This window comes from Pseudomonas hefeiensis (genome assembly GCF_030687835.1).
Taxonomy (GTDB): domain Bacteria; phylum Pseudomonadota; class Gammaproteobacteria; order Pseudomonadales; family Pseudomonadaceae; genus Aquipseudomonas; species Aquipseudomonas hefeiensis.
This window is the reverse complement of the sequence record NZ_CP117449.1, coordinates 1,878,186-1,904,544: the sequence shown is the minus strand read 5'-3', so window position 1 is coordinate 1,904,544 and position 26,359 is coordinate 1,878,186. Positions and strand designations below refer to the sequence as shown.

The window sequence follows — 26,359 nt, the reverse complement described above, 5'->3', positions numbered from 1 at the left end:
CAGCCAGATGTTTTCGATGGCCCCATACTTACTCATCTCCGACATCCCTCTAGGAGCAAATCCTACAGAGGGATTACAATCGCCACCCCGCCTGAACGGCTGACCCGCCCCGCCCATGCCAACCTGCTCCGTACACCCGCTGCCCTACCGCGCCAACCCCGCCGAGTATTTCGCGGTGATCCGTCATGCCCCGGGCAGTGTGCTGCTCGACAGCGGCCGGCCAAGCGCCGAACGCGGACGCTATGATTTGCTCAGTGCCTGGCCGCTGGAACATCTGGCGGTATTGCCAGACGAGAGCGGTGCCGATTTCCTGCAACGCCTGCGCATTCATCTGACGCAATTGGGGCGAGCTGTACTGCCGGCTTCGGTGCAATTGCCCTTCGCAGGCGGCCTGATCGGCTACCTGAGCTACGACTTCGGCCGACACCTCGAAACCCTGCCGTCCCACGCCAAAGACGATCTGCACCTGCCCGACGCACGGTTCGGCGTGTACGACTGGGCGCTGGTCACCGACCATCAGGCCGGGACCAGCCAGCTGGTGTTTCACCCTCACTGCGCCGACAGCGAACGCCAGCGCCTGATTGCGCTGTTCAGCCAGCCAACCTCAGCGCCTGTGACCGCCTTCAGCCTTGAAGCGCCCATGGCGCCCGACCTCGATAGCGATGCCTATCGCCAGGCGTTCGAACGGATCCAGGCCTATATCCAGGCCGGTGACTGCTATCAGGTCAACTTCGCCCAGCGCTTCCGCGCCCCGTGCCAAGGCGATGCCTGGGTCGCCTACCAGGCGCTGCGGGCGGCTTGCCCGACGCCGTTTTCCGGTTTCCAGAGCTTGCCCGATGGCGGCGCGGTGCTGAGTCTGTCGCCGGAACGCTTCGTCAAGGTCAGCGAAGGCCATGTGGAAACCCGACCGATCAAGGGCACGCGCCCACGCGGCGCAACGCCTGAGGAAGACGCCGCACAGGCCGCCGAGCTGCTGGCCAGCGCCAAGGACCGGGCGGAAAACCTGATGATCGTCGATCTGCTGCGCAACGATCTGGGCCGCACCTGCCGCATCGGCTCGGTGCACGTGCCGGAGTTGTTCAGCCTGGAAAGCTACCCCAACGTCCACCATCTGGTCAGCAGCGTGACCGGCGAGTTGGCCGACGCCAAGGACGCTCTGGACTTGATCGCGGGCAGTTTTCCCGGCGGCTCGATCACCGGCGCACCGAAAATCCGCGCCATGCAGATCATCGACGAACTCGAACCGACCCGCCGCGGGCTGTATTGCGGCTCGTTGCTGTACCTGGACGTGCGCGGGGAGATGGACAGCTCCATCGCCATTCGCAGCTTGCTGGTCAAGGATGGACAGGTGTGTTGCTGGGGCGGCGGCGGGATTGTCGCGGATTCGGACTGGCAGGCTGAGTATCAGGAGTCGATTACCAAGGTTCGGGTCTTGCTCGAAACCTTGCAAGACCTCTAAAAGCATCGCGGGCAAGCCTTGCTCCCACAGGCTCGCGTCATCCCCCTGTGGGAGCAAGGCTGAGCAGGTGCGCTCCCACAGGATTGCGTCATACCCCTGTGGGAGCAAGGCTTGCCCGCGATGACGTCGTGTCAGTCACCATCCATGCTGGCTGAGACACCGCTTTCGCGAGCAAGCCCACACAGGTCTTGCGACAGTCTTACAGGCTCAGGCTACGGTTCGAGGCCTTGATGAATTCCTGCTTCAATTCGGCAAAACTGTGCACTGCCGGGAATTGCGGGAACTCTTGAATCACATTGTCCGGCGCATGGAACAGAATCCCGGCATCGGCTTCACCCAGCATCGTGGTGTCGTTGTAGGAGTCCCCTGCGGCGATCACCCGGTAGTACAGGCTCTTGAAGGCCAATACCGACTGGCGCTTGGGATCTTTCTGACGCAGCTGGTATCCGCTTACCCGCCCGCTGTCATCAGTAATCAGACGATGGCAGAGCAACGTTGGAAAACCCAACTGACGCATCAGGGGTTGGGAGAATTCGTAGAAGGTGTCGGAAAGAATCACCACCTGGAAGCGCTCGCGCAGCCAGTCGACAAACTCAATGGCGCCGTCCAGCGGCTTGAGGGTGGCGATGACTTCCTGAATATCGGAGAGCTTGAGGCCGTGCTCATCGAGGATGCGCAACCGTTGCTTCATCAACACGTCGTAGTCGGGAATGTCCCGCGTGGTTGCCCTGAGGGATTCAATACCGGTTTTTTCAGCGAAGGCGATCCAGATTTCCGGGACCAGCACACCTTCCAGGTCGAGACAGGCAATTTCCACAAGACACTCCCATTTTTTGCTGTTTATCGGTTGAGCGAACAAAAGGACTGCCGACTCTAGCCATTCGTCGATGCCTGCGCAACGCACAGGAGCGCGCCAGCCCCGACAGCTTTTGTTACCATCAGCCCCATATAGAGCGCCCAGCGCCACCGACCTGTAGGAAGCCGCCCTGATGAGCCCAACGTTTGACGTCGTGGAACTCGCCACGACCTATGCCAACAAGTCCCCACAGGACATCCTCAAACTGGCCTTCGCCGAATTCGGCGATGACCTGTGGATATCTTTCAGCGGCGCCGAAGACGTGGTGCTGGTGGACATGGCCTGGAAGCTGAACAAGAACGTCAAGGTGTTCAGCCTCGACACCGGTCGCCTGCACCCGGAAACCTATCGGTTCATCGAACAGGTGCGCGAACACTACAAGATCGATATCGAACTGATCTCGCCGGACCCGGCGAAACTCGAGCCCTTCGTGAAGGAAAAAGGCCTGTTCAGCTTCTACAAGGACGGTCACGGCGAGTGCTGCGGCATTCGCAAGATCGAGCCGCTGCGGCGCAAGCTGTCCGATGTCCGCGCCTGGGCCACCGGCCAGCGTCGCGACCAGAGCCCCGGCACCCGCAGCCAGGTAGCCGCACTGGAAATCGACACGGCGTTTTCCACCCCTGAGCGCACCCTGTACAAGTTCAACCCGCTGTCGCAGATGACCAGCGAAGAAGTCTGGGGCTACATCCGCATGTTGGAACTGCCCTACAACAGCCTGCATGAACGCGGCTTCATCAGCATCGGCTGCGAGCCCTGCACCCGCCCGGTGCTGCCGAACCAGCATGAACGCGAAGGCCGTTGGTGGTGGGAAGAAGCCACGCAGAAAGAATGCGGGCTGCACGCTGGCAATATCATCAGCAAATCCAAGGCCTGAAAAAAACCGCAGTGCCTACAAAAACCATGCGGACCGCAAGAACCTGACATTTTTCCATCCCTGTGGATAACCTCTGCCGCTGATTGTTAAAACGGCCCGCCAGACGGGCCGCCTACTTGCGCTTATGGAAAAGGACAGCTCATGCGAATTCTTGTAGTCAACGTCAACACCACCGAATCCATCACCCAGGCCATCGCCCAACAAGCCCAGGCCGTGGCCGCGCCGGGCACCGAGATCGTCGGGCTCACGCCCTACTTCGGCGCCGACTCAATCGAAGGCAATTTCGAAAGCTACCTGGCCGCCATTGCGGTGATGGACCGGGTGATGTCCTACGATCAACCGTTTGATGCGGTAATCCAGGCCGGTTACGGCGAACATGGGCGCGAAGGCTTGCAGGAACTGCTCAATGTGCCGGTGGTGGACATCACCGACGCTGGCGCCAGCACCGCGATGTTCCTGGGTCACGCCTATTCGGTGGTCACGACTCTGGACCGCACCGTGCCGCTGATCGAAGACCGCCTCAAGCTCTCCGGCCTGTTCGATCGCTGCGCCTCGGTGCGCGCCAGTGGCCTGGCGGTGCTGGAGCTTGAGCAAGACCCGCAACGGGCGGTCGAAGCCATCGTGCAACAGGCAGAGCTGGCGATCAGTCAGGACAAGGCCGAAGTGATCTGCCTGGGTTGCGGCGGCATGGCCGGGCTCGGTGAGCAGATCCGCCAGCGCACCGGGGTGCCGGTGGTCGATGGCGTGACGGCGGCGGTGACCATTGCCGAATCCCTGGTACGGCTGGGGTTATCCACCTCGAAAGTGCGCACCTATGCCACGCCTCGGCCCAAGACCATCATTGGCTGGCCGGGGCGGTTTGGGCGGTGAGTTCACCGCTCTGAATCGCATCGCTCCCATCGCGAGCAGGCTCGCTCCCACAGGGATTTTGGGTGGACGCAACATGTGCGATCACCACAAAACCCGTGTGGGAGCGAGCCTGCTCGCGATGGGAGCAACCCAGCCCAGAGCCCAGCTCAAACCGCACTAAACCGCCGCGCCAACCCCTGCCCGGCAAACTGCTCGATGATGAAATCCACAAACGCCCGGGTCTTGCCCGGCAACAGTTTGTGCTCGGCGTAGTAGATGGAGATGTTGCCATCGTCTACATACCAGTCCGGCAGCACCCGCTGCAGCGCCCCGGTTTCCAGAAAGGGAACGGCGATCGGCATGCTCACCAGCCCGATGCCCAGCCCTTGGGCGGCGGCGGCGCAATCGGCTTCCGAATCACTCATGGTCATGCGCGTCTTGAGCGTCAGCGGGCTGTGTTCCCGATTACGGCTGGTCAGTTGCCAGGAACGCACGCGCCCGGTTTGTGGTGAACGAATCAGGATGCCTTGATGCTGTGAAAGATCTTCCGGCTCTGTCACCGCGGCATGGGTTTGCAGGTACTCGGTTGAGGCAACCAGCACTCGATGAGCCACCGTCAATTTGCGCGCCACCACCCCCTGGGGCAACTCGAAGCCGCCACCAATGGCCGCATCGAAGCCCTGGCCGATCAGGTCCACCTGGCGATTATCGAAATGCCAGTCCGGGTTGATCGCCGGATAACGTCGCAGAAATTCCCCCAGCAACGGCACGACAAACAATCGGCCGAACGCCGTGCCCATGCTCACCTTCAGCGTCCCTGCCGGTTGCCCTCCGGCGCTGGCCAGGTTGGCGACGGCGTTCTGAATGGTGTTGAAGCTGCTGCCGACCTCCCTCAAGAACAACTGGCCGGCTTCGGTCAGCCTCAGGCTGCGGGTGCTGCGCTGGAACAGGCGTACGCCCATTCGAGCCTCCAGCTTGGCGACGCTTTTACCCACCGCGGCCGGGGTCACGCTCAAACGTCGCGCCGCCTCGGCAAAACTGCCGACTTCGGCGCTGCGCACAAAACATTCGATACTGTTGAAGGTCTCCATGAGACTCACTCTAAACTTTTGGTTTAGACAGACTATAGCAATGGCGGTCTACACAGCCCACCGCACCTTCTTGATACTCGCCCCATCACCGCGGCATCTCGCCCCGGCACTTTTTGGAGATCATCATGAGTAACCAAGCACTGAGCGGTAAAGTCGCCTTGATCCAGGGCGGTTCTCGCGGCATCGGCGCCGCCATCGTCAAGCGCCTGGCAGCAGAAGGCGCCGCCGTGGCCTTCACCTACGTCAGCTCCGCGGCCAAGTCCGAAGAACTGCAGAACAGTATCATCGCAGCCGGCGGCAAGGCCCTGGCAATCAAGGCCGACAGCGCCGACGCAGAGGCCATCCGCAACGCCGTCAATGCCACCGTCGAAGCCTTTGGCCGGCTGGACATCCTGGTCAACAACGCCGGCGTGCTGGCGATGGCACCGCTGGACGAGTTCAAACTCGAAGACTTCGACCAGACCCTGGCGATCAACGTGCGTAGCGTATTCATCGCCACCCAGGCAGCGGCTCGGCACATGAGCGAAGGTGGACGAGTCATCAACATCGGCAGCACCAACGCCGACCGCATGCCCTTCGCCGGCGGTGGCCCCTATGCCATGAGCAAGTCCGCCCTGGTGGGCCTGACCAAAGGCCTGGCCCGCGACCTGGGCCCGCGCGGCATTACCGTCAACAACGTGCAGCCCGGCCCGGTGGACACCGACATGAACCCGGCCGACGGCGATTTCGCCCCTAGCCTGATGGCATTGATGGCGATCGGCCGTTACGGCACCGTCGAAGAAATCGCCAGTTTCGTCGCCTACCTGGCAGGCCCGGAAGCGGCTTACATCACCGGTGCCAGCCTGACTATCGACGGGGGTTTCGGCGCCTGATCCAGGCCATAAAAAACGCCGGTCATGGGTTCTACCATGATCGGCGTTTTTTATTATGGGTCGCTGTGTCGTCAGGCCCATTCCAGTTCTGGCAAACCACACAGGCCTGGCTGGAACATGTTCAGGGAACGAATGATCGCGTCGGCATGGGCGTATTTTTCATCGGCCATGGCCGAATCCGGAATGGCAATGGCGGTCATCCCCGCCGCTTTCGCCGCGGTCACCCCGAACGGTGAATCCTCGAACACCAGGCAATCGCGGGGTGCAACACCCAGGCGTCGGGCGGCTGTCAGGAAGATATCCGGTGCCGGTTTCGCCGCGCCGACCTCCGGGTCATCCGCCGTGACGATGAAATCGAACAACGCGAACCAGTCCCGGTGCAGCGTGGTTTTCAGCGCAAACGACTGGCTCGACGAACTGGTGCCCACCGCAATCGGAACGTCATGGGCCTTCAAATGGCGCACCAACTCTTCAGCGCCGGGCATCGCCAGGGCGTGCGGAAAGCGTTCGCGCATCAAGGGCTCGCGGATCACCAGGAATTCTTCCGGGGTGATCGGCAACTCCAGCGCCTGGACCACATAGTTGGCCAGATCCCCGGCACCGCGCCCGATGATGTTCTGCTTGACGCTCCAGTCGAACGTGCGCCCGTAGCGCTCGGCGATGATGGAAGTCACCTCGGTGTAAATGCCCTCGGTGTCCAGCAACAGCCCATCCATGTCGAAAATCACAGCCTTGATCGGGCCAAACTCTTGCAGCGGTGCTTTCATCGCATCTGATCCGTTATCAACACAAGGTTCCAGAGATGGCCCCGGTTTGGCCAAGGCAAAAGTGTTCGCCTTAAAGGATTCAGCAGGATAACGAGAGGGGCTTGGTACAGGCAATGGGAAATCTGTGTGGGCGACGGTCATAGGCGAGGGAGCGTGCCCCCTCGCCATAACAAAGATCAGGTTCAGTTGATAAGCGATGCGTTATTGGCTGGAACCACTCGAACCGCCGTCACCGGAGCTACCACCGCTGTCGCTGGTTCCGGCCCCGGTTCCGCTGCTGGAGGAATCGCCGCCCATGGAACTGCCGCCGCTCATTGAGTCGCTGCCCGTGCCAGGACTGGTGCTGCTACCACTGGCGTCGCTGCCATTACCGCCCTCCACTGAACCCGGCGGCAAAGCGCCCCCCGTGCCCGAGGGGGTGCCGGCTTCCATCTCGGTGGAGGGTGGCATCCCGCCCTTATCTACAGGGGGATTGCCGCCCGAAGTCTCGGCGAAAACTGTAATGGAACTGACCGACAGAATCCCGGCCAGAGTCAGCGCTGTCACATTTGATTTCATCATGGTGAGTCTCCCTTTTTAAGGTTACCTACCTGATGTGTGGCAATCGTGCCTGACCGATGGTGCCGATAAATCGACGGGCGGAACCGGCAATCAGCTCGGTTCGCCAGAGGCGTCGTTACCGGCAATGTCCGGATCGTCCGGGCTCGCCTCGATATCCTCACCCTCACTCGGCACTTGCTCTACCCCGGCTTCGTCGTCAGGCGGCCGCTGGTCCCGACTCAGGGAGTCGGTTGGCGAGGGTAGCGGGTATTCCGGGGTTTCATCATCGTCAGGGACAGGCGAATCGGCAGTCATGGCAACCTCCTGATGACGGGACAACACGCCATGCAGTTTTGAGAACACAGACAGTCAGCTTGAGCGACTTCAATCGTAGGACTCGTCCTCAATCTCAGCGTCTTCAACCTCCTCACCCTCGATCAAGGGCACTTGGGCGTCGTCCATCAGCGAGCCGGGGTCTTCATTGCCCGGGTCATTGACGAAAGGAACGCCCGAGGGGCCTTTTTCTTCCGTACCTTCGGTTTCCGGGGTCATGACGTACCTCTCAATTGCTGATGGGTGTATGAATTCGAGGTGCAGAGAGGGGAAACGTTCCGGTGAATAACCACGCAAAGAAACGCCACAGGACTGTGAGCAGATAAGCTGCGAACCTATTGAGAACAAAAAACCCGGCTCAAGGCCGGGTCTTTCTCATCCAAACACCAGATTAACGATGCTTGTTCTTATGCTTGTTCTTGTGTTTGTGCTTCTTACCACCCGAATGACCATCATTGTCATTGGACAGGTTGCTGCCCAACGCACCACCCGCCGCGCCACCAATGCCTGCGCCGATGGTGGAGCCCGTCGAGCCGCCCAGGCTGTTACCGACAATCGAACCACCGGCCGACCCCAAGCCACCGCCAATCGCCGCTTCCGTACGGCTGCCCTTACGAGCCCCCACCGCACTGCCGGCTGCACCGCCGACACCGGCGCCAATGGCCGCGCCTGTGCTGCCGCCCATCTGCTGGCCGACTACGTTACCCAACGCACCGCCCAGGCCACCGCCAACCGCGGCAGTGCCGTCGCCGGCGGCCATAGCGCCCTGAGCAACCAAAAGCCCAAGTACCAAGCTGGATAAAGTTAAACGCATGATAAAAACCTCAAGAATGCCGCATCGGGGAAAGATGGCCAGCGCGCGCGGGCGTCAGTCTACGCCAGATAGCGTTGGGCCATGTCAGTTGGACAACAATCGGTGAGGTAGTTTTATGACAGGCAAAAAAAAGCCCGCTGGGGAAACGGGCAGGTACTGCTTTTACTGCTTTCTAACGGATGAGCCAAGACTACGCGTGCGGTTGTGAAAGAAACGTGAAAGAAACCGTCGCGAGAAAAAAGATGAGGATTTTTTTTGCCAGAGGCTGGAATGGTGTTGTGGCGAGGGGATTTAGCGAAGCGTCGCACCGCCCCGTTGGGCTGCGCAGCAGCCCTAAAGCAGTTAAGTCAATCTTCCTGGCACACCGAGTTGCCTGGTTTGGGGGCTGCTGCGCAGCCCAGCGGGAGCAAGCTCCCTCGCCACGATGACGGGGCTGCATTGAAGAGTTGTAACATTACTTGCTGACCGGGACCCTGGGCAGGAACTTGGCCTTTTCCCCTCGCGGCACTTTTGACACCTTGGTCCTGATGGATTTGATCGGCTCGTCGCCAAAGTCAGCCCTGTAGGCCGATTGACCACACTGCAAACCTTCATTGATCGGATATGCGGCTCCGTTATCCTCGCTGTACGGTGCTCCCATCGCCTTTCCCCTTTTCGTCGAGGCCCACACCGGCAACAACCCGTTGCCTGAAAAATATCGGCCTTCACGACTTTCAGACTAGCCGGTCATCAACGGACTGATTATTCAGGTAGACGTTTGGCCGACGAATGGAGCTGCGTGATTTGCGCACGGACAGCTTTATTCAATCCGCCCGGCCATCGTGCGGCTTAAAATCCGGGAAACCTGATCGGCCGAATAGGGCTTGGATAGAAACTCGAAATCTTCGTGGCCACGGTGAGCCAACTCTTCGCTATAACCCGACGTCAGAACCACCGGCAGATCCGGGCGGCGCCGGCGCAGTGCCTTGGCCAGGGCAATCCCACTGATGCCGGGCATGACGACGTCGGAGAATATCGCGTCGAACGCCATCGCATCCGGGCCAACCATGTCCAGTGCCTCCTCGGCATTGGTCGCCCAGGCCGTTTCGTAGCCCAGATCCTGCAGGATCTGATTGGCAAAACGCCCGACCTCCAGGTTGTCCTCCACGATCAACACCCGACGCTTGCCCTTTTCCAGCAGCAGGGGCGTGGTTTCCTCCTGAATGGGCTCATGAATCTCTTCAGGCTCGACTTCCGGCAGGTACAAGGTAAACACCGTGCCCTCCCCAACCACGGTCGAAACATCCACATTGCCGCCAGACTGTTTGGCAAAGCCAAACACTTGGGACAACCCCAGCCCGGTGCCCTTGCCCACCTCCTTGGTGGTAAAAAACGGCTCGAAAATATGCTCCAGGACTTCTGCCGCAATACCGGTGCCGGTGTCCGCCAGAGCAATGGCGGCAAAAGACTGCCCGGCTCCCGAGTGACCACGGATCGGCGGCATGCCAGCACCGCCAATGAGCCGCAGCGACAGCGTGCCTTGCCCGTCCATGGCATCCCTGGCATTGAGGGCCATGTTGATCAGCGCCGTTTCAAACTGGCTCACGTCAGCGCGGATGTAACAAGGCCGGTTGCTCAGTTCGACCTTGACCTGAATCCGCGCGCCCGTGACGGTTTGCAGCATGTCGCCGAGGCTTTGCACCTGCTTGCCCACATCGATGACTTGCGGCTTCAACGGCTGACGCCGGGCGAAGGCGAGCAACTGGCTGGTCAGCTTGGCGGCACGCTCCACCGTCTCGGACACCGCCGTCATGTAGCGGTTGCGACGCTCATCGGACAGGTTGGGCATGCGCAGAAAGTCGACGGAGGAACGAATGATCGTCAACAGGTTGTTGAAGTCGTGGGCCACGCCGCCGGTGAGCTGGCCGATGGCTTCAAGTTTCTGCGACTGGCGCAGGGCCGCTTCGGTCTGCTTCAGGCGCGTGGTGCGTTCCTCGACCCGCTGCTCCAGCGTCGCGTTCAGTTCCGCCAGGGCCGTGAGCCCCTCGCGCACGGCGGCGTCCGCACGGGTCCGCTCGATGTGAGCCCAGGAGCGCTCGGTCACTTCCATCAGCAGCGCCAGATCGTTGCTGGACCAGACCCGCGGGGTTTTATCGTGGATGGCCATCAATGCGGTCAAACGTCCGTTCTTGATCAGCGGCACGCAAATGGTCGCGGCGATACCGATCGCCTGGAACGTCGCCGCTTCCTCGGGCGCCAGCTCCTTGAGGTTATCGTTGACCACCAGTGGTTTGCCGGCCCGCAGGTTGGCAACCGCCAGCCGACCGAAATCCGCCAGCCGGTAATGCCCGACAATACTGGGTGACCCCGCCCGAGCCCAATCACCGCGAATGGTGAAGCCATCCTCGTCCTCATCCATATCCGCATAGGCGCAATTGGACAGGTTCAGGTGCGCCGCCAGAATCCGCGTGGTGGTTGCCATGATGGCCTGCGGGTCGGTGGCATTCGCCACGGCATTGCCAATGGCATCCAGCACCGCCAGGCGTTGGGTCATGAACACCGTGGAGGTGGTCTCGGTGACGGTGTCCAGCATGCCCACGACCTTGCCGAACTGATCACGGATGGGGCTGTAGCAGAACGTGAAGTACGCCTGTTCCAGGCCGCCGCCACGCTCGATGATCAGAGGGAAGTTCTCGATATAAGTCGCCTGCCCCTCGAAAGCCGCCCGCACAATCGGGCCGATGTCGCTCCAGACTTCCTTCCACACCTCATCGAACCGCCGGCCCAGCGCTTGGGGTTTATGGCCGAGGATGGGCACGAAGGCATCGTTGTACAACGTGATCAGGTCCGGTCCCCACACGATGGCCTGGGGAAAATGAGAGGCGAGGCTCAGCGCTACGGTGGTCTTCAGCACATCGGGCCACTGCTTCGGCGGCCCGAGCGGGCTGGCCTCCCAATCGTGGCCGCGCACCCGTTCAGCCATCTCTCCATAGCTTTGCAGCCAGTCTGTCATTGCGATCGATCCCTCTCAGTCGCCAATACAATCAGGGGGAAGCGGTTGTGACCCCAAGCCGGGCCGTATTATCTCGCGCCGGAGGGGAATGCGCGATTGGATTGTGGGACGTGTAGGGTCGTAAATGGGGGAGGAATGGCGAAACTGGCTAATTGAGCTACGGAAATATCCCACATGTGATTGGGAAACCTCCGCGCTATCAATCCCTTGCGTATTTTTTGCGGTGGCGCCTATAGTCTCGGCGTCGCCCAAAATGGCGACCGGGTTTGGCGACCCGCAGTGGGCAAAACTATCCAGTGGAGCTTACTTATGAACCAATACATGAGCCTTACCAGCAACGCCGACGACCAACCCCTCTATGTCGATACTTGCGCCCCGCTACACATCCTGCTCGATGCAGCCGCCTACCGAATCCGCGCCGCTACTCAGTTTCTTGAGAATTTTGCGATGCGTGATGAACAGAGCGTCGACCCTGCGACTCTTCAGGATTTGGCACAGCTTTGCTGCATTCCACTGCGGGACGGTTGCGACGTGATGGATGTGATTGCAAGACGGCTGGATGCGGCGCCGGCAGGTACCCTTCTATAAAACGCCAGACACAACAAAGCCCCCTGATTCATCACGAATCAGGGGCTTTCATTTACAACCTGTCAACAGATGCGCTGGTTTAGCTCAGGCGGACTCGCCTGACCGAAGCTGCCCGCCCCATCGGCGGGCAGCCGGCAGGTTTCAGGATTTCATCAGCGGATCGCTGATACCCAGCAAATAGAAGCCGATCATGCCGATGATACCGGCCAGGACGATGTAGTACAGCGTCGGCAGCATGGTCTTGCGCAGGGTGATGCCTTCGCGACCCAGCAGGCCGACTGTCGCCGACGCCGCCACCACGTTGTGGATGGCGATCATGTTACCGGCCGCCGCGCCTACCGATTGCAACGCCACCATTAGCGCGCCAGAGATGCCCAACAGGTGCGCGGTGTTGAACTGGAACTGCGCCAGCATCAGGTTGGACACGGTGTTGGAGCCGGCGATGAATGCGCCCAGTGCGCCCACCGCCGGGGCGAAGAACGGGTACACGCTGCCGACACTGTCTGCGACCAGACGCGCCATTGCCACCGGCATCGACACCAGGTCCGATCCGTTCACCCCTGAGTTGATCAGGATACGCACCATCGGGATGGTGAAGATCAACACGAAACCGGCGCCCAGCAAGGTTTTGCTCGATTCGCTCACGGCGGCAACCAATTCGCTGGCGCGCATGCGGTGCAAGAAGAATGTCATCAGCGCAACCACGCAGAGCAGGCCACCTGGCAGGTAGAGCAATTCCAGGCTGGCAGACACGCCGGTTTCACCCAGAATGTCTTTGGCCCCGAAGCTCAGTGACAGCAGCCAGGCCTTGAGCGGTGGAATGTTGCGCGACAGCACCAACAACACGGCCAGCAGCACATAGGGAGCCCAGGCCATGGGGACGGAAATCGCTTTCTTGCCGGCCATGTCGTCGAGTTTCATCTCGATCTTGCCCATCCACTCCGCTGGCCACTCGCTGGCCGGGGCAAAATCCCAGGTGGTCTTGGGCAACAGGAAGCGCGCTTTGGCAGCCGGGATCACAATGCTCAGGCCCACCAGGGCACCAATCATCGAGGGGAATTCCGGACCGAGGAACACCCCGGCGGCTGCGTAAGGAATGACGAAGGCGAACCCGGTGAAGATCGCAAACGGCGCCATGACCAGGCCTTCGCGCCAGGATTGGTTCTTGCCGAAGAAGCGGGTCATGATGCTGATCATGATCAGCGGCATGAGAATCCCGCAAAGGGCATGGATGATCGCCACCCGCGAGACGATCAGATGGAAGAACACGTCCCAGTTGCTGCCGACCGCAGCCAGTTGCGCGCCGAGACCAGTCTGGTCAAGGCCGCCGGTGACCCCGACCACCATGGGTGTGCCGACGGCACCAAAAGACACCGGCGTGGACTGCACCAGCATGCCGAGTACCACTGCAGCCATGGCCGGGAAGCCCAACGCAACCATCAACGGCGCGACTACCGCGGCAGGCGTACCAAAGCCGGAAGCGCCCTCGATAAAGCAGCCGAACAGCCAGGCCACGATCAGCGCCTGGACCCGCCGGTCCGGGCTGATATTGGCAAAGCCACGGCGAATGGAGCTGATGCCGCCGGAATGCTTGAGGGTGTTGAGCAACAGAATGGCGCCGAAAACAATCCACAGGATCGCCGCCGTGAGGACGAGGCCCTGCAGCGAGGACGCCAGGACCCGATTCAACGTCATGTCCCAGGCCCCAAGGCCGATCAGAGCCGTAAGTACGAAAACCACGGGCATGGCGTATTTGGCTGGCCAGCGAAAGCCGATCAGTAACACGCCCGCCAGTACCAGCGGTACGAAGGCCAAGATGGACAGCAGTGTTTGACTCATGGTTTTGGTTCCTTTTTATTGTTGTGAACCACAGTTTGCCGGGGGTTTCCGGCGCCACGCATCCAGAGCACATGTGCTCCGCGAACCGCGTCGACAGGGATCACCCGTCGCCGCGCTCATGCTCAAGGGCCCCGGCAGCCATGGGCTGTCGGGGCCTGTTGTATTGCGCCCCTGCTAAGGCAAGGGTTTTCGGGGCTGCGGTCACGATGGACACCGCAGCACCCTCGACAATTAACCTCCCTCAGGCCTGTTGCTTGAACCGTAGACGCCAGGCGTGCAGCAGCGGTTCGGTGTAGCCGCTGGGTTGCTCGCGGCCCTTGAACACCAGGTCGCAGGCGGCCTGGAACGCCATCGAAGCAGCATAGTCGGCGGCCATGGGGCGATACAGCGGATCGCCGGCGTTCTGCTGATCGACCACCTTGGCCATGCGCTCAAGGCTTGCGCGCACCTGCGTCTGGCTGACGACGTTGTGGTGCAGCCAGTTAGCAATGTGCTGGCTGGAAATACGCAGCGTGGCGCGGTCTTCCATCAGGCCGACGTTGTGAATATCCGGCACTTTGGAGCAACCCACGCCCTGCTCGACCCAGCGCACCACATAGCCGAGGATGCCCTGGCAGTTGTTGTCCAGCTCTTGCTGGATCTGGCTGGCGCTCCAGTCAGGCTCGGCCACCACCGGCACGCTGAGCAGGCCATTGAGCAGGTCGTCGCGCTGACTGTTGAGGTCGATGGCTTCCAGCTCGCGTTGCACCGCCTGCACATCCACTTGATGGTAGTGCAAGGCATGCAAGGTGGCGGCGGTCGGCGACGGTACCCAGGCCGTATTGGCGCCGGCCTGGGGATGGGCGATCTTCTGCTCGAGCATGGCCGCCATCAGGTCCGGCATGGCCCACATTCCCTTACCTATCTGCGCCCGGCCACGCAGACCGCAGCTCAAGCCAACCAGCACGTTGTTGCGCTCGTAGGCCTGGATCCAGGCGCTGCCCTTCATATCGCCCTTGCGCAGCATTGCGCCGGCCTCCATGGCGGTGTGCATCTCATCACCGGTGCGGTCGAGAAAGCCGGTGTTGATGAAGGCCACCCGCGCCGCCGCGCTGGCGATACACGCCTTGAGGTTGATACTGGTGCGGCGCTCCTCGTCCATGATTCCCATCTTCAGGGTGTGCCGGGGCAACTGCAGCAGGTCCTCGATGCGCGTGAACAACTGATCGGCAAAGGCCACTTCAGCCGGGCCGTGCATTTTCGGCTTGACGATATAGACGCTGCCGGTACGCGAGTTCCCGTGGCGCTGGAGGTCATGCAGGGCGATCAAGCTGGTCATCACGCCGTCGAGGATACCTTCGGGGATCTCGTGGCCTTCGCCGTCGAGGATCGCCGGGTTGCTCATCAGGTGCCCGACGTTACGCACAAACAGCAACGAGCGGCCGTGTAGCGTCAACGCACCGCCAGCGGCAGCGGTGTACTCGCGGTCCGGGTTGAGACGGCGCACGATAGACTTGCCGCCCTTTTCCAGCGCTTCGCTGAGGTCGCCTTTCATCAGGCCGAGCCAGTTGCGGTAGATCAGCACTTTATCGGCCGCATCGACTGCCGCGACGGAGTCTTCGCAGTCGAGAATGGTCGACAGTGCGGACTCCACCAACAGGTCCTTGACCCCTGCGCCATCGCTGGCGCCGATCAGGCTGCCGGCATCGATCTGGATTTCCACGTGCAGGCCGTTGTTTTTCAGCAGCACCGCTGTCGGTGCGCTGGCCTGGCCCTGATAACCGACGAACTTGTCAGCCTGGGCCAAACCGGTCTGGGTGCCGTCAGCCAGGGTCACCTGCAGTTGCCCCTCACTGACCCGGTAATTGACCGAATCGGCATGGGAACCCATGCCCAGCGGCGCGGCCTGATCGAGAAACGCGCGGGCGAACGCGATGACTTTGTCACCACGCACCTGGTTGTAGCCCGGGCCCTTTTGAGCACCACCGTCTTCAGCGATGGCATCGGTGCCGTACAACGCATCGTACAAAGAACCCCAGCGCGCATTGGCGGCGTTCAAGGCGTAGCGGGCATTCATCATCGGCACTACCAGCTGTGGACCGGCTTGGTGGGTGATTTCGCTGTCGACGTTGGCGGTGCTGACCCGCACCGTGTCTGGCTGCGGCAACAGGTAGCCGATGGACTCGAGAAAGTCGCGATAGGCCGCCATGTCGCTGATCGGGCCTGGGTGCGCGCGGTGCCAGCTGTCCAGCTTCGCCTGCAGCGCATCGCGCTCGGCCAGCAGCGCACGATTGTGCGGCGCCAGGTCATGCACCAGGGCGTCGAAACCGGCCCAGAACGCCTCGCGTTCAATCCCGGTGCCGGGCAGCACTTGCTCGTCGACGAAACGTTGCAGGTTGACGGCCACTTGCAAACGCTGGCAGTTCACGCGATCAGTCATTTTCACTCTCCAAAAAAACAGTAGATGGCCGGCGTCAGGTGTCAGCGCGGCTCACCGAGCAAGCGACTCACTGAACAAGCGGCTCACTGAACAAGCGCCTAGCCCTTGCAATCAGCCCAGTGCGGCGATACCGGCTTTGGCCACTTGAGCGTCCTGATCGGCCTTGACCCCGGAAACACCCACCGCGCCAATCACCTGGCCGTCGACAATCACCGGCACGCCACCTTCCAGCGAAGTCAGCAGCGGCGCCGACAGGAACGCGCTACGCCCGCCATTGACCATGTCTTCATAACCTTTGGTTTCACGACGCCCGATGGCGGCGCTGCGGGCCTTCTCGGCGGCGATGTAGGCGGCGATCGGTGCACAGCCATCCAGCCGCTCCAGGGCCAGTGGGTGACCGCCGTCGTCGACCACGCTGATGGTCACGGCCCAGTGGTTTTTCTCGGCTTCACTGCGGGCAGCGGCGAGAATTTTGCTGACTTCGGTCTGGCTCAATACGGCTTTGCTAAGCATGCTGTTCTCCGGTTAGTTCAGGGCTTCTTCGACCAGTTCGATCCAGTGCCGCACAGGGGTGCGGCCGGCGCCGTCGAGGTGGGTCTGGCAGCCGATGTTGGCGGTGACGATCACTTGCGGCTTACCGCTTTCCAGGGCATTGAGTCGGTTGTCGCGCAACTGCCTGGACAGCTGCGGCTGGGTCAACGAATAGGTCCCCGCCGAGCCGCAACACAGGTGGCCGTCGGGCACAGCCGTCAGGCCGAAACCAAGGCGAGCGAGCACGCTCTCTACGGCGCCGCCCAGCTTCTGCGCATGCTGCAAGGTGCAGGGGCAATGGAAAGCCACGCGCTTGTCGGCATGCACACCCAGTTGCTCCAGAGGTTCGACGCTGAGCACCTCAACCAAGTCTTTGGCCAGCGCACTGACGCGCCTGGCTTTCTCGGCGTAGGCCGGGTCCTGCGCCAACAAATGGCCGTAATCCTTGACGAAGGCGCCGCAGCCGCTGGCGGTCTGCACAATAGCCTCGGCGCCCTGCTCGATGGCGGGCCACCAGGCATCGATGTTGCGCCGCGCACGCTGCAAGCCTTGCTCCTGGGCGTCGAGGTGGTAGTCCACCGCGCCGCAGCAACCAGCTTCATTGATCGGTGTGACGCTGATGCCGAGGCGATCGAGCACCCGCGCCGTGGCGGCATTGGTGTTAGGTGCCAGGCCAGGCTGCACACAGCCCTCAAGCATCAGCATACGGCGAGCATGGCGTGGCTCGGGGCGGGGTTTGGCGGCATTGGCAGTGCGCGGCAATTTGGCCTTGAGACTGGCCGGCAACAGCGGACGGAAAACCTGGCCGACCTCAATCAGCCCTTTGAACAGCCGCGCATGGGGCACCACGGCCCGCAGGCTTTGACGCAGTACACGCTGAGCCAGCGGGCGCGGCACGGCGGCATCGACGACCGCGCGGCCGATATCCAGCAAGTTGTGGTACTGCACGCCTGACGGGCAGGTGGTCTCACAGTTGCGACAGCTCAGGCAGCGATCCAGGTGCAGTTGGGTCTTGGCCGTGACTTCGTTGCCTTCCAGCACTTGCTTGATCAGGTAAATGCGCCCACGTGGGCCATCCAGCTCGTCGCCAATGAGCTGGTAGGTCGGGCAGGTGGCGTTGCAAAAGCCGCAATGCACGCAGCTACGCAGGACGCGTTCGGCTTCCTCGGCACGCGGCAGGTGCTTGGCCTGTTCACTCAGATGGGTCTGCACTGCTACACCTCGCGATACATGCGGCCAGGGTTGAAGATGCCCTGGGGGTCAAGCTGGGTTTTGAGCTGTCGGTGGTAGCGCAGCAACGGAGCGGCCAGCGGATGGAACGGACTGTCGCCGTGGCCGGCGGTGAAGCAGGTGGCGTGTCCACCGGCTTGGGCGGCGATCTGGCGGATCAGCGCGACATCGGCATCAGACTTGAGCCAGCGCTGGGCGCCCCCCCAGTCGATCAGTTGCTCACCGGGCAGCGCTAGCACGCCAGTGTTGGTCGGCACCGACAAACGCCAGAGCGGGCGCGGGTCCGCGAAGAAGTCCAGGCGCTGCTCGCGCAGGTCAACCCAGTACGAGCTGTCAAGTAGCTCACCACCGAGGCGCTCGCGGGCCGCTGCGACCGAGCCTTCACCGCCTTCCAGGCGCAGGTGCAGCGCCTGACCATCATGGCTGGCGGCGCTCAGCGAAAGGGGTTGCTGGCCCCACTCGGCCAGTTTGCGCAAGGCCAGGGCGGCGTCCATCTCCAGCCGCAGACTGAGGCACTGCCGCGGCTTGGGCAGCACTTTGAGCGACACCTCGGTAATCACCCCCAGGCAGCCAAAGCTACCGGCCAGCAGCCGCGACAGGTCGTAGCCGGCGACGTTCTTCATCACCTCGCCGCCAAAGCGCAGGTGCTTGCCCGTTCCGGTGATCAAGCGAGTGCCCAGGACCAGGTCACGAACCGCGCCGGACCAGGGCCGGCGCGGGCCCGACAGACCTGCCGCAACCATCCCGCCGAGGGTCGCGGCGCCGCCAAATTGCGCAGGTTCGCAGGTGAGCATCTGCCCGGCCGCGTCCAGCGCCGCCTCCAGCTCAACCAGCGGCGTGCCGGCGCGGGCGGTGATCACCAACTCGGTCGGGTCGTAGCTGACGATGCCGCGGTGAGCACGGGTATCGAGCACTTCGCCTTCGACCTTGCGACCGAGAAACGCCTTGCTGTTGCCCCCCTGAATACGCAACGCCGTAGCACTGTTGAGGGCGTGATTGACTTGTTCCAGCAGCGCCTCGCTGGCGTCGCAGTCGTGCTGCATCACCATTAGAAGCGCTCCAGTTCAGGAAAGGGCAGTTGGCCGTGATGCACGTGCATGGCGCCGAATTCGGCGCAGCGGTGCAGGGTCGGAATGTTCTTGCCGGGGTTGAGCAGGCCACGCGGATCGAAGGCGGCTTTCACCGCGTGAAACAGGGTCAGTTCATCACTGTTGAATTGAACACACATCTGATTGATCTTCTCGCGCCCCACGCCATGTTCGCCGGTGATGCTGCCGCCCACCTTGACGCACAGTTCAAGAATCTTGCCGCCCAGGGACTCGGCCCGCTCCAGCTCGCCGGGTTGGTTGGCATCAAACAGAATCAAGGGGTGCATGTTGCCGTCACCGGCATGGAACACGTTGGCCACACGCAGGCCGAACGCCTCGGACAGCTCACTGATGCCCTTGAGCACCCCGGGCAGTTCTCGACGTGGAATGGTGCCATCCATGCAGTAATAGTCCGGCGAGATACGCCCGACGGCCGGGAAGGCGTTCTTGCGCCCGGCCCAAAACTTGACCCGTTCAACCTCATCGCGGGCCATGCGCACTTCGGTGGCGCCGGCCTCGCCCAGCACTGCGCGGACACGCTCGCAATCGTCATGCACGTCGGCCTCCACACCGTCCAGCTCGCACAGCAGGATGGCTTCGGCATCCACCGGATAACCGGCGTGAATAAAGTCTTCGGCGGCGCGAATGGCCAGGTTGTCCATCATCTCCAGGCCGCCGGGGATGATGCCGGCCGCAATGATTTCACCCACTGCGCGACCGGCTTTCTCCACCGAATCAAAGCTGGCCAGCAACACCTTGGCCACCTGCGGCTTGGGCAGCAGCTTGACCGTGACTTCGGTGATGATCCCCAGCATGCCTTCGGAGCCTGTGAACAAGGCGAGCAGGTCGAAGCCGGGCGAATCCAGGGCATCGCTGCCCAGGGTCATGCGCTCGCCTTCGACCGTGAGGATTTCCACCTTGAGCAGGTTGTGCACGGTCAGGCCATATTTGAGGCAGTGCACGCCTCCGGCGTTCTCGGCGACGTTCCCGCCAATCGAACAGGCGATCTGTGAGGATGGGTCCGGTGCGTAATACAGGTCGTAAGGGGCGGCCGCCTGGGAGATGGCCAGGTTGCGAACGCCCGGCTGAACACGGGCGAAACGCCCCTCTGGATTGACTTCAAGGATGTGCTTGAAGCGCGCCATCACCAGCAAAATCCCCTGGACCAACGGCAGCGCACCACCGGACAAGCCCGTCCCGGCCCCGCGTGCCACCACGGGCACACGGCGTTGATAGCAGAGTTTGAGCAGGCGTTCGACTTGTTCGATGCGCTCAGGCAATACCACCAGCATCGGCGTAGTGGTGTAGGCAGAGAGCCCGTCGCACTCGTAGGGTTTGAGGTCTTCCTGGGTGTGCAGCACTTCCAGGTCCGGAAGCTGCTGCCGCAATTCGGCCAGCAGCGCTGACTTATCCACCTCCGGCAACGCCCCATCAACGCGCTCGTCGTACAAAATACTCATGGCAGGCTTTCTCGCTTTATTGTTCTTTTGTGCGGCGCCGGTAGCGAGCCGGCCGCTTGTTATGCGCTATATGTAGAGCCTTGCAGGGCGGTCGTCCATTACCGAATGAACTGGTATGACCAGTTTGTTTAAGCAAACCTCTAGCCTCTCCTTGCCAACGGCCTTACATATAAAGGGGTTGATAGCTATATTGGGTGCAGCGTGAATGACCATTTAGAACTGGTACTACCAGTTAGCCGAGGCCTCTGACATGCTCGAAGAAACATCCGCCGTTCGCCGCCAGGTCAGTGATGTGGTCGCCGAGCGGATCGAACGATTGATCGTCGATGGCGTGCTCAAGGTTGGCCAGGCACTGCCCTCGGAGCGCCGCCTGTGCGAGAAGCTGGGGATATCCCGCTCGGCGCTGCGTGAGGGGCTGAAAGTGCTGCGCGGGCGCGGCATTATCGAGACCGCCCAAGGCCGCGACTCACGGGTGGCCACGCTGAATGGGAGCCGCGATGCCAGCCCACTGATGCACCTGTTCAATTCGCAGCCACGTACCCTGTTTGATCTTCTGGAAGTGCGCGCACTGCTGGAAGCCGAATCAGCGCGCCTGGCCGCCTTGCGCGGCACAGATGCGGACTTTGTCCTGCTCACCCGGCGCTACGAAGAAATGCTCGCCGCCCACAGCCAGCCCGTACCTGCCGAGCCGCGCGAACATGCTCGCCTTGACCACGCCTTCCACCTGGCGATCTGCGAGGCCTCGCACAATCCGGTGTTGCTGCACACCCTGCAGTCGTTGACCGACTTGATGCTCAGTACGGTGTTCGCCTCGGTCAACAACCTCTACCATCGCCCCATGCAAAAACGCCAGATCGACCGCCAGCACTCGCGGCTCTATCACGCCGTCATCGAGCGCCTGCCAGAACAAGCTCAGCGCGCTGCGCGCGAACACATCCACAGCATCCGCGACAACCTCAAGGAGATCGAACAGGAGGAGCAACGCCTGGTGCGCGCGACCATGCGGCTTGAGGGTTGGGGGTAGGCTTCCGGGCAGCAAGGCCGCCTGTGAAGCGCAAAATCACTGCTTGGCTTCACGCCCAAACGTTCACCATCATCCAAGACTTTACAAACCGGGTAGAAAGTATGAATCGTCGTAAAAAACTAAATCAGTTACTCAAGGCTCACGCAAAAAAGGCGAGTGCCAAACTGGCCCCGCCAAAGAAATCCAAATACATCAGTAAGGCTGACCGGTTAAAGCTGGCTGCCGAGCCCGGTCCAGATTCAGTCATTACCCCTGAGAGCTGAGCCGTCGATCTTAAGCGTCTTTGTTGCGAGGGGGATTTATCCCAGCTGGTTTGGGGCTGCTGCGCAGCCCAGCGGGGATAAATCCCCTCGCCACAAGGGGTTCGGGCAGGCCTTGAGTGAATTGCACCTCCCAGACCTGCACCTTCCAGACCTGCACTTCCCAGACCTGCCAAAGCCAAAACGCTTCAGGCAAAAGTCAGCGCAAGGTTAAACAGCATCGCCACAACAAAACCGATGGGCGCGGCACGCAGCAGCAATTGGGGAAACAGCCGGGTTCGGCTCTGCTCATCGGCGCAAGAGCTCAGGATCAGACTGCCGCCAGAGGAGAACGGCGAGATCGAGGTGGCTTGGGCGCCAACCACGATGCTGATGAACAGCACCATGGGGTCGATCGACATGGCGGCGGCCAGCGGCGGCACCATGGGGAACAGCGCGGGGGTGACCACTCCCAAGGTGCTGGCGAAAATCGACATCAGCGCAGCGACGACACCGAACACCAGGGCTACCAGCACCGGTGGGATGTTGCCGCCGATCCACGATGCCAAAGCGTCAATGGCGCCAGCCTTGATCGCCACCGAAATCAGCATGCCCACACCACAAATCATGATCAGCGTGCCCCAAGGCAGCGAGGCGATGGCTTTGCGCTCGTCGCCGAGCTTGAGCATCAGCGCGATCACCGAGAACACGCTGGCGATCAGGCCGATGTCCACCTTCGAGTTGACGAACGTCACCGTCGCATTGTCCGGGAACAGGATGTGCGCGATGGGACCGGCCAACACGATCAGCATCATCAGCAGGGTCAGCCACAAGGTGATTCTTTGCTCACGATTGAGCGGGCTCGGCGTCTCGATCGCGACCGCCGCGTTCTTCAGCGCACGGCCGTGGCCAGCGAAGAATACGAACGCGGTGATGACCACCAGTGGAATGACCATGGTGCTGGCAAAGATGGCCAGGCCATTGATGAAGGCTTCACTTTCGGGAACACCCAGGCCGGTCATCAGGCCACGGAAGATGATGCCGCTCTGGCTGGAAACAAAGTTGGCACCGCCCAGGGCCCCGTAGTTCACCGCCATGCCACCGAGTATCAGGCTCATGCCCGTGCGCTGGCACAGCAGCAGCGTCAGCGGGGCCATGAAAGCCAGCACCGTGTAGTAACCCGCGCCGAGCCCGGCAATCAGGCAAGCGGTCAGAAACACCGCATAAGGCAACAGGTGCGGCACGTTACGACAGAGATAGAGCAGGTGTTCGGCCAGTTTCTCCAGCGTGCCGTTGACGATGGCGAAGCTGTAGAACAGGCAGACCGAGAAGATGATGAAGAAAATCTTCAGCGGCCACATGCCGATGATTTCAGAAGGACTCAAGCCCATGCCGAAGCAGCCCAGTAGATAGGCAAAGGCGATGGCGAACAGGCCGATGTTGATTTTGGTGGTGTATCCCAGCGCGACAGCAAGAACGATCGCGGCGACGACGTACAGGCTCATCATGATGTGTGTTCCGTATTATTTTGTTATGGGAAATTCAACGCGTCGACGCAGCAAAGCCGAACAGGATCGTGGGGTTATCCACCAACACCTGCCGGCGCTCCACCGGGTCGGGAAACAAGGCGTGCAGAAAGGCCAATTGCGCGTCGTAGCCGGTACGCGACTCGAACTGGGTATGGGGCCAATCACTGCCCCAGACAAAACGATCAATACCGCCACACGCCTGGCGCAGTTGCGCCAGCACGCAGGCAGCGCGGGGCAGGTCTGACTGACTGCGATAGGCGGCGGACAACTTGACCCACAGCCTGTCCTCGCCGAGCAAGGCCAGAAAGCCCTGATGGGCGGGGTTACTCGGGTCGATACCATTAGAGGGAAGACCAAAGTGGTCCACGACCACCGTGACGCCGGTCGCCAGAACGAACGGCACAACCAGGACCAAGGCATCGAAGCCACACTGGATTTCAACCTGCCAGCCAAGCCGGGCCAGTCGCTGGTAAAAAGTCTGCCAACGCGCACCGATGTAGTCCTGCGGCGCCTTGCCAATCAGATTCAAGCGAACGCCTACCACGCCAGCCTTGGCCAATGCTTGGAGCTGCGCATCCTCGATGTCCGGCTCGACCACCGCGATACCTCGCAAGCGCTGTGGGTAACGTTGCAGGGCCTCAACCATGAAACGGTTGTCGGTTCCCAAGAAGCTCGGCTGGATGAGCACACCCTGGGCAAGGCTGCAGCGATCCAGATGCCCCAGATAGTGCTCGGCCAAGGCGTCGTAATCAGGGCTGTAGCGGCGATCACTCGCCATGGGCAAGTCATGCCGGAATATGTGGGCGTGAGTATCTATGCCTTCGAACGACAGGGACATCAGGAAGCTGCCTTTGTTGATTTTTGTGGAAGCCTGCCAGGCATGTAAGGTGATTACAGACCTGAAATTCATATAGATGACTGAATGACCATATCTATAAACAACCATCCCTGTCAACGCGCCCAGTGAGGTAAAGTGGTGCATTGCTTGGAATCGGATTGACGGTATGGCCCTTACACACCTTGGACATGACGAGCGACTGCCGCTCTATCAACGACTGCGCGAAGAGATGCTGGCGAAAATCGCCGCAGGTGAATGGCTGCCCGGTGAAGCCATTCCCACCGAGGCAGAACTGACCCGTCACTACGGCGTTGCGGTGGGCACGGTGCGCAAAGCGGTGGAAACGCTGGTCGGGGAAGGACTGCTGCTGCGTGCCCAGGGCCGTGGCACGTTCGTGCGCCGGCCCAACTTCGACGGTTCACTGTTTCGTTTCTTTCGACAGGTCGATGCCAGCGGTCAATCGCAAGTGCCGCAAAGCCGCATACTGAGTCGCACCCAGGAAGCCCCGGACACCCACGTGCGCCAGGCGCTGAATCTGACCGAGCACGACTCCACCATCCGCCTGGAGCGCCTGCGCCTCATGGACGGTCGGCCGCTGTTCCACGAGCAAATCTGGCTGCCGGCCACTCAATTCGGCGCCCTACTCGACACTGACCTGAACGACTTCGGCACCCTGCTCTACCCCTTCTACGAAGAACGCTGCGGCATGCGCGTCGCATCAGCCCGGGAAACCCTCACCGTCGCCTCGGCCGACGAGCCACTGGCCGCCACGCTGGGAGTGACGGCCGGCAGCCCGGTGGTGGTAGTTGAACGGGTTGCCCTGGGCTACGACCGTCAACCCCTGGAATATCGGCTGTCACGGGGAGCGGCTGGCACTTTTCGCTATCAGGTTGAGATTTGCTGAAAACTATCGGTGATAACTCCCGAAAACGTTGCCTCTACCGGCCCGATGAGAAAAACCGGTCCCAGGCCATCCCATTGAACCGTCACGCTGCCACCATCACATTCAACCTCAACGCAATGATCCAACAAGCCACGACGAATCCCGTTCACAGCGGCGCCACAAGAGCAGGAACCTGAGCCGAGTGCGATGCCACCGCCCCGCTCCCATATGCGCAAACGAATGTGCTTTCGATTGATGACCTGAACGAAATGCACGTTGGTCTTGAGCGGGAACAAAGGGCTGGTTTCGATTGCAGGTCCTATGGTCGCGATATCAACGTCCGCCAGATCCTCCACAAAGTAAGTGCAGTGTGGGTTGCCCATGCTGCACGCAATCGGGCTGCCAGCCAGTGGCAGAACAGCGGTGTCCAGGTCCCCAGCCAAGGGAATGTCCGACCAGCCGAAAAGCGGCTGCCCCATGTTGACGGAAATTGCGTCGGGTGAAGTTCGTTCGCAAGTGAGCAAACCGCGATGGGTGCGTAGCGTTATCGAAGTCACATTCGATTCGCGCATCAACCGATCCGCGGCGCCCCGCGTCGCGCTGCCGCAAACGTCCAGCGTGGAGCCATCTGCATTCCAGAACATCAGGCGCGCGTCTGCATCCTCACAATCGAGCATCACCGCGAGTTGATTAAAACCGATGCCTCGGTTGCGATCCCCCATCCGCCGGGCCATGGCATTTGTTATGGGATTGGTTGAGTTTCGCGCGTCCACGACAACAAAATCATCGCCATTGGCGTGCATTTTATGAAAGCTCAGCGGCATGCAAACGCTCTACTGGAGATAGAGATGACGTTGCCGTCAGGGTCTTTGGCATTGGCGAATGAATAGCCGTCGGCCTTGTGGGTGGCGCCAAACTTCAAGCCTTGGGCCATGCACTTCTCCTTGAAGCCCTCAACATCCCGGGTATCAAAAACAAGCTTGACTGTGACTTGTCCCGTTTTAACGCCCTTCCCTGCCGGGTGAACCATCAGAATCGCGCCTCCGTTTGCAGACCCCAACTCCGTGACGCGATCATCGGCATGTTTTTCACTGACAAAGCCGAAATGACGCTCATAAAAAACGCAGGTCGCCTGGACATCCCGTACATACAGCATTATTCGATTAAGTATCGGTTCCATGCGTTCTTCCTTGATCACTGCTGACGGTAAAACTTAGCACCCCGCGCATCATCGCAGCGGGGGC

26 protein-coding genes are annotated in these 26,359 nt (G+C 61.2%); 8 read left to right on the top strand and 18 right to left on the bottom strand.

The window, feature by feature from the left end; genetic code table 11:
* Positions 1–115: 115 nt before the first annotated feature.
* Entirely contained in the window at positions 116–1,459 is a 1,344-nt protein-coding gene (pabB, locus tag PSH57_RS08455; protein ID WP_305388951.1) for an aminodeoxychorismate synthase component I, read from the top strand.
* Positions 1,460–1,658: 199 nt separating this feature from the next.
* Here the strand turns inward: pabB and thrH are convergent, their stop codons facing one another.
* A complete protein-coding gene (gene thrH / locus PSH57_RS08450; RefSeq protein WP_256233274.1) occupies positions 1,659–2,276 on the bottom strand; it encodes a bifunctional phosphoserine phosphatase/homoserine phosphotransferase ThrH in 618 nt (205 codons plus the stop codon).
* Between the two features lie 172 nt (positions 2,277–2,448).
* Between thrH and PSH57_RS08445 the strand changes: the two genes are divergently transcribed.
* Both PSH57_RS08445 and PSH57_RS08440 read left to right on the top strand, forming a co-directional pair.
* Positions 2,449–3,189 carry a phosphoadenylyl-sulfate reductase gene (locus PSH57_RS08445; RefSeq protein WP_305388948.1) on the top strand — a complete coding sequence of 247 codons (741 nt, stop codon included), beginning with the start codon at positions 2,449–2,451 and terminating at the stop codon, positions 3,187–3,189.
* 141 nt (positions 3,190–3,330) lie between these two features.
* On the top strand, positions 3,331–4,059 hold the full coding sequence (locus tag PSH57_RS08440; RefSeq protein ID WP_305388947.1) for an aspartate/glutamate racemase family protein: 729 nt from the start codon (positions 3,331–3,333) through the stop codon (positions 4,057–4,059).
* 146 nt (positions 4,060–4,205) lie between these two features.
* Here PSH57_RS08440 and PSH57_RS08435 read toward each other — a convergent pair whose 3' ends face one another.
* A complete protein-coding gene (locus tag PSH57_RS08435; protein ID WP_305388945.1) occupies positions 4,206–5,129 on the bottom strand; it encodes a LysR family transcriptional regulator in 924 nt (307 codons plus the stop codon).
* Between the two features lie 125 nt (positions 5,130–5,254).
* Between PSH57_RS08435 and PSH57_RS08430 the strand changes: the two genes are divergently transcribed.
* The gene (locus PSH57_RS08430; protein ID WP_305388943.1) at positions 5,255–6,001 is read left to right on the top strand and encodes a 3-oxoacyl-ACP reductase family protein; all 747 of its coding nucleotides are present in this window, start codon (positions 5,255–5,257) and stop codon (positions 5,999–6,001) included.
* A gap of 71 nt (positions 6,002–6,072) precedes the next feature.
* On the opposite strand, the gene PSH57_RS08425 is transcribed toward PSH57_RS08430, so the two are convergent.
* From PSH57_RS08425 to PSH57_RS08400, 6 genes are all read right to left on the bottom strand, one after another.
* Positions 6,073–6,768 carry an HAD-IA family hydrolase gene (locus tag PSH57_RS08425; RefSeq protein WP_305388942.1) on the bottom strand — a complete coding sequence of 232 codons (696 nt, stop codon included), beginning with the start codon at positions 6,766–6,768 and terminating at the stop codon, positions 6,073–6,075.
* A 201-nt stretch (positions 6,769–6,969) separates the two neighbouring features.
* Positions 6,970–7,329: a hypothetical protein gene (locus tag PSH57_RS08420; RefSeq protein ID WP_305388940.1), complete on the bottom strand. Its 360-nt coding sequence runs from the start codon at positions 7,327–7,329 to the stop codon at positions 6,970–6,972.
* Between the two features lie 90 nt (positions 7,330–7,419).
* Positions 7,420–7,623 (bottom strand): hypothetical protein, encoded by a 204-nt coding sequence (locus tag PSH57_RS08415; protein ID WP_305388939.1) that lies wholly within the window; start codon positions 7,621–7,623, stop codon positions 7,420–7,422.
* Between the two features lie 69 nt (positions 7,624–7,692).
* Positions 7,693–7,860, bottom strand: coding sequence for a hypothetical protein (locus tag PSH57_RS08410; protein WP_171061338.1), 168 nt, complete (start codon positions 7,858–7,860; stop codon positions 7,693–7,695).
* A 172-nt stretch (positions 7,861–8,032) separates the two neighbouring features.
* A complete protein-coding gene (locus PSH57_RS08405) occupies positions 8,033–8,455 on the bottom strand; it encodes a glycine zipper domain-containing protein (RefSeq protein ID WP_256232905.1) in 423 nt (140 codons plus the stop codon).
* 799 nt (positions 8,456–9,254) lie between these two features.
* On the bottom strand, positions 9,255–11,447 hold the full coding sequence (locus tag PSH57_RS08400) for a GAF domain-containing hybrid sensor histidine kinase/response regulator (protein ID WP_305388938.1): 2,193 nt from the start codon (positions 11,445–11,447) through the stop codon (positions 9,255–9,257).
* A gap of 309 nt (positions 11,448–11,756) precedes the next feature.
* Between PSH57_RS08400 and PSH57_RS08395 the strand changes: the two genes are divergently transcribed.
* Positions 11,757–12,035 (top strand): short-chain dehydrogenase, encoded by a 279-nt coding sequence (locus PSH57_RS08395; protein ID WP_139049490.1) that lies wholly within the window; start codon positions 11,757–11,759, stop codon positions 12,033–12,035.
* 141 nt (positions 12,036–12,176) lie between these two features.
* On the opposite strand, the gene PSH57_RS08390 is transcribed toward PSH57_RS08395, so the two are convergent.
* From PSH57_RS08390 to glcD, 6 genes are all read right to left on the bottom strand, one after another.
* On the bottom strand, positions 12,177–13,874 hold the full coding sequence (locus tag PSH57_RS08390) for an L-lactate permease (RefSeq protein WP_305388937.1): 1,698 nt from the start codon (positions 13,872–13,874) through the stop codon (positions 12,177–12,179).
* 241 nt (positions 13,875–14,115) lie between these two features.
* Positions 14,116–16,293, bottom strand: coding sequence for a malate synthase G (locus PSH57_RS08385; RefSeq protein WP_305388936.1), 2,178 nt, complete (start codon positions 16,291–16,293; stop codon positions 14,116–14,118).
* A gap of 111 nt (positions 16,294–16,404) precedes the next feature.
* Entirely contained in the window at positions 16,405–16,806 is a 402-nt protein-coding gene (locus tag PSH57_RS08380; RefSeq protein WP_305388934.1) for a heme-binding protein, read from the bottom strand.
* 12 nt (positions 16,807–16,818) lie between these two features.
* The gene (glcF, locus tag PSH57_RS08375) at positions 16,819–18,036 is read right to left on the bottom strand and encodes a glycolate oxidase subunit GlcF (RefSeq protein WP_305388933.1); all 1,218 of its coding nucleotides are present in this window, start codon (positions 18,034–18,036) and stop codon (positions 16,819–16,821) included.
* A gap of 2 nt (positions 18,037–18,038) precedes the next feature.
* Positions 18,039–19,097 (bottom strand): glycolate oxidase subunit GlcE, encoded by a 1,059-nt coding sequence (gene glcE, locus PSH57_RS08370; RefSeq protein WP_305390329.1) that lies wholly within the window; start codon positions 19,095–19,097, stop codon positions 18,039–18,041.
* A gap of 5 nt (positions 19,098–19,102) precedes the next feature.
* The gene (gene glcD / locus PSH57_RS08365; RefSeq protein ID WP_305388931.1) at positions 19,103–20,602 is read right to left on the bottom strand and encodes a glycolate oxidase subunit GlcD; all 1,500 of its coding nucleotides are present in this window, start codon (positions 20,600–20,602) and stop codon (positions 19,103–19,105) included.
* 250 nt (positions 20,603–20,852) lie between these two features.
* Here glcD and glcC point away from each other — a divergent pair, with 250 nt between their 5' ends.
* Together glcC and PSH57_RS08355 are read left to right on the top strand one after the other, a co-directional pair.
* Positions 20,853–21,626 (top strand): transcriptional regulator GlcC, encoded by a 774-nt coding sequence (gene glcC, locus PSH57_RS08360; RefSeq protein ID WP_305388930.1) that lies wholly within the window; start codon positions 20,853–20,855, stop codon positions 21,624–21,626.
* Between the two features lie 101 nt (positions 21,627–21,727).
* Positions 21,728–21,889 carry a DUF2986 domain-containing protein gene (locus PSH57_RS08355; RefSeq protein WP_305390328.1) on the top strand — a complete coding sequence of 54 codons (162 nt, stop codon included), beginning with the start codon at positions 21,728–21,730 and terminating at the stop codon, positions 21,887–21,889.
* Between the two features lie 185 nt (positions 21,890–22,074).
* On the opposite strand, the gene PSH57_RS08350 is transcribed toward PSH57_RS08355, so the two are convergent.
* Positions 22,075–23,373, bottom strand: a complete 1,299-nt coding sequence (locus PSH57_RS08350; RefSeq protein ID WP_256232896.1) for an SLC13 family permease — start codon at positions 23,371–23,373, stop codon at positions 22,075–22,077.
* Positions 23,374–23,407: 34 nt separating this feature from the next.
* Entirely contained in the window at positions 23,408–24,232 is an 825-nt protein-coding gene (locus tag PSH57_RS08345) for an amidohydrolase family protein (RefSeq protein ID WP_305388928.1), read from the bottom strand.
* 166 nt (positions 24,233–24,398) lie between these two features.
* Between PSH57_RS08345 and PSH57_RS08340 the strand changes: the two genes are divergently transcribed.
* Positions 24,399–25,136, top strand: coding sequence for a GntR family transcriptional regulator (locus tag PSH57_RS08340; RefSeq protein ID WP_305388926.1), 738 nt, complete (start codon positions 24,399–24,401; stop codon positions 25,134–25,136).
* Here PSH57_RS08340 and dapF read toward each other — a convergent pair.
* Positions 25,118–25,939 (bottom strand): diaminopimelate epimerase, encoded by an 822-nt coding sequence (gene dapF, locus PSH57_RS08335; protein WP_305388925.1) that lies wholly within the window; start codon positions 25,937–25,939, stop codon positions 25,118–25,120. The two genes, PSH57_RS08340 and dapF, sit on opposite strands and share 19 nt — an antisense overlap.
* Positions 25,930–26,295, bottom strand: a complete 366-nt coding sequence (locus PSH57_RS08330) for a VOC family protein (protein ID WP_305388924.1) — start codon at positions 26,293–26,295, stop codon at positions 25,930–25,932. The genes dapF and PSH57_RS08330 overlap by 10 nt, the downstream gene beginning before the upstream one ends.
* Between the last annotated feature and the right edge of the window lie 64 nt (positions 26,296–26,359).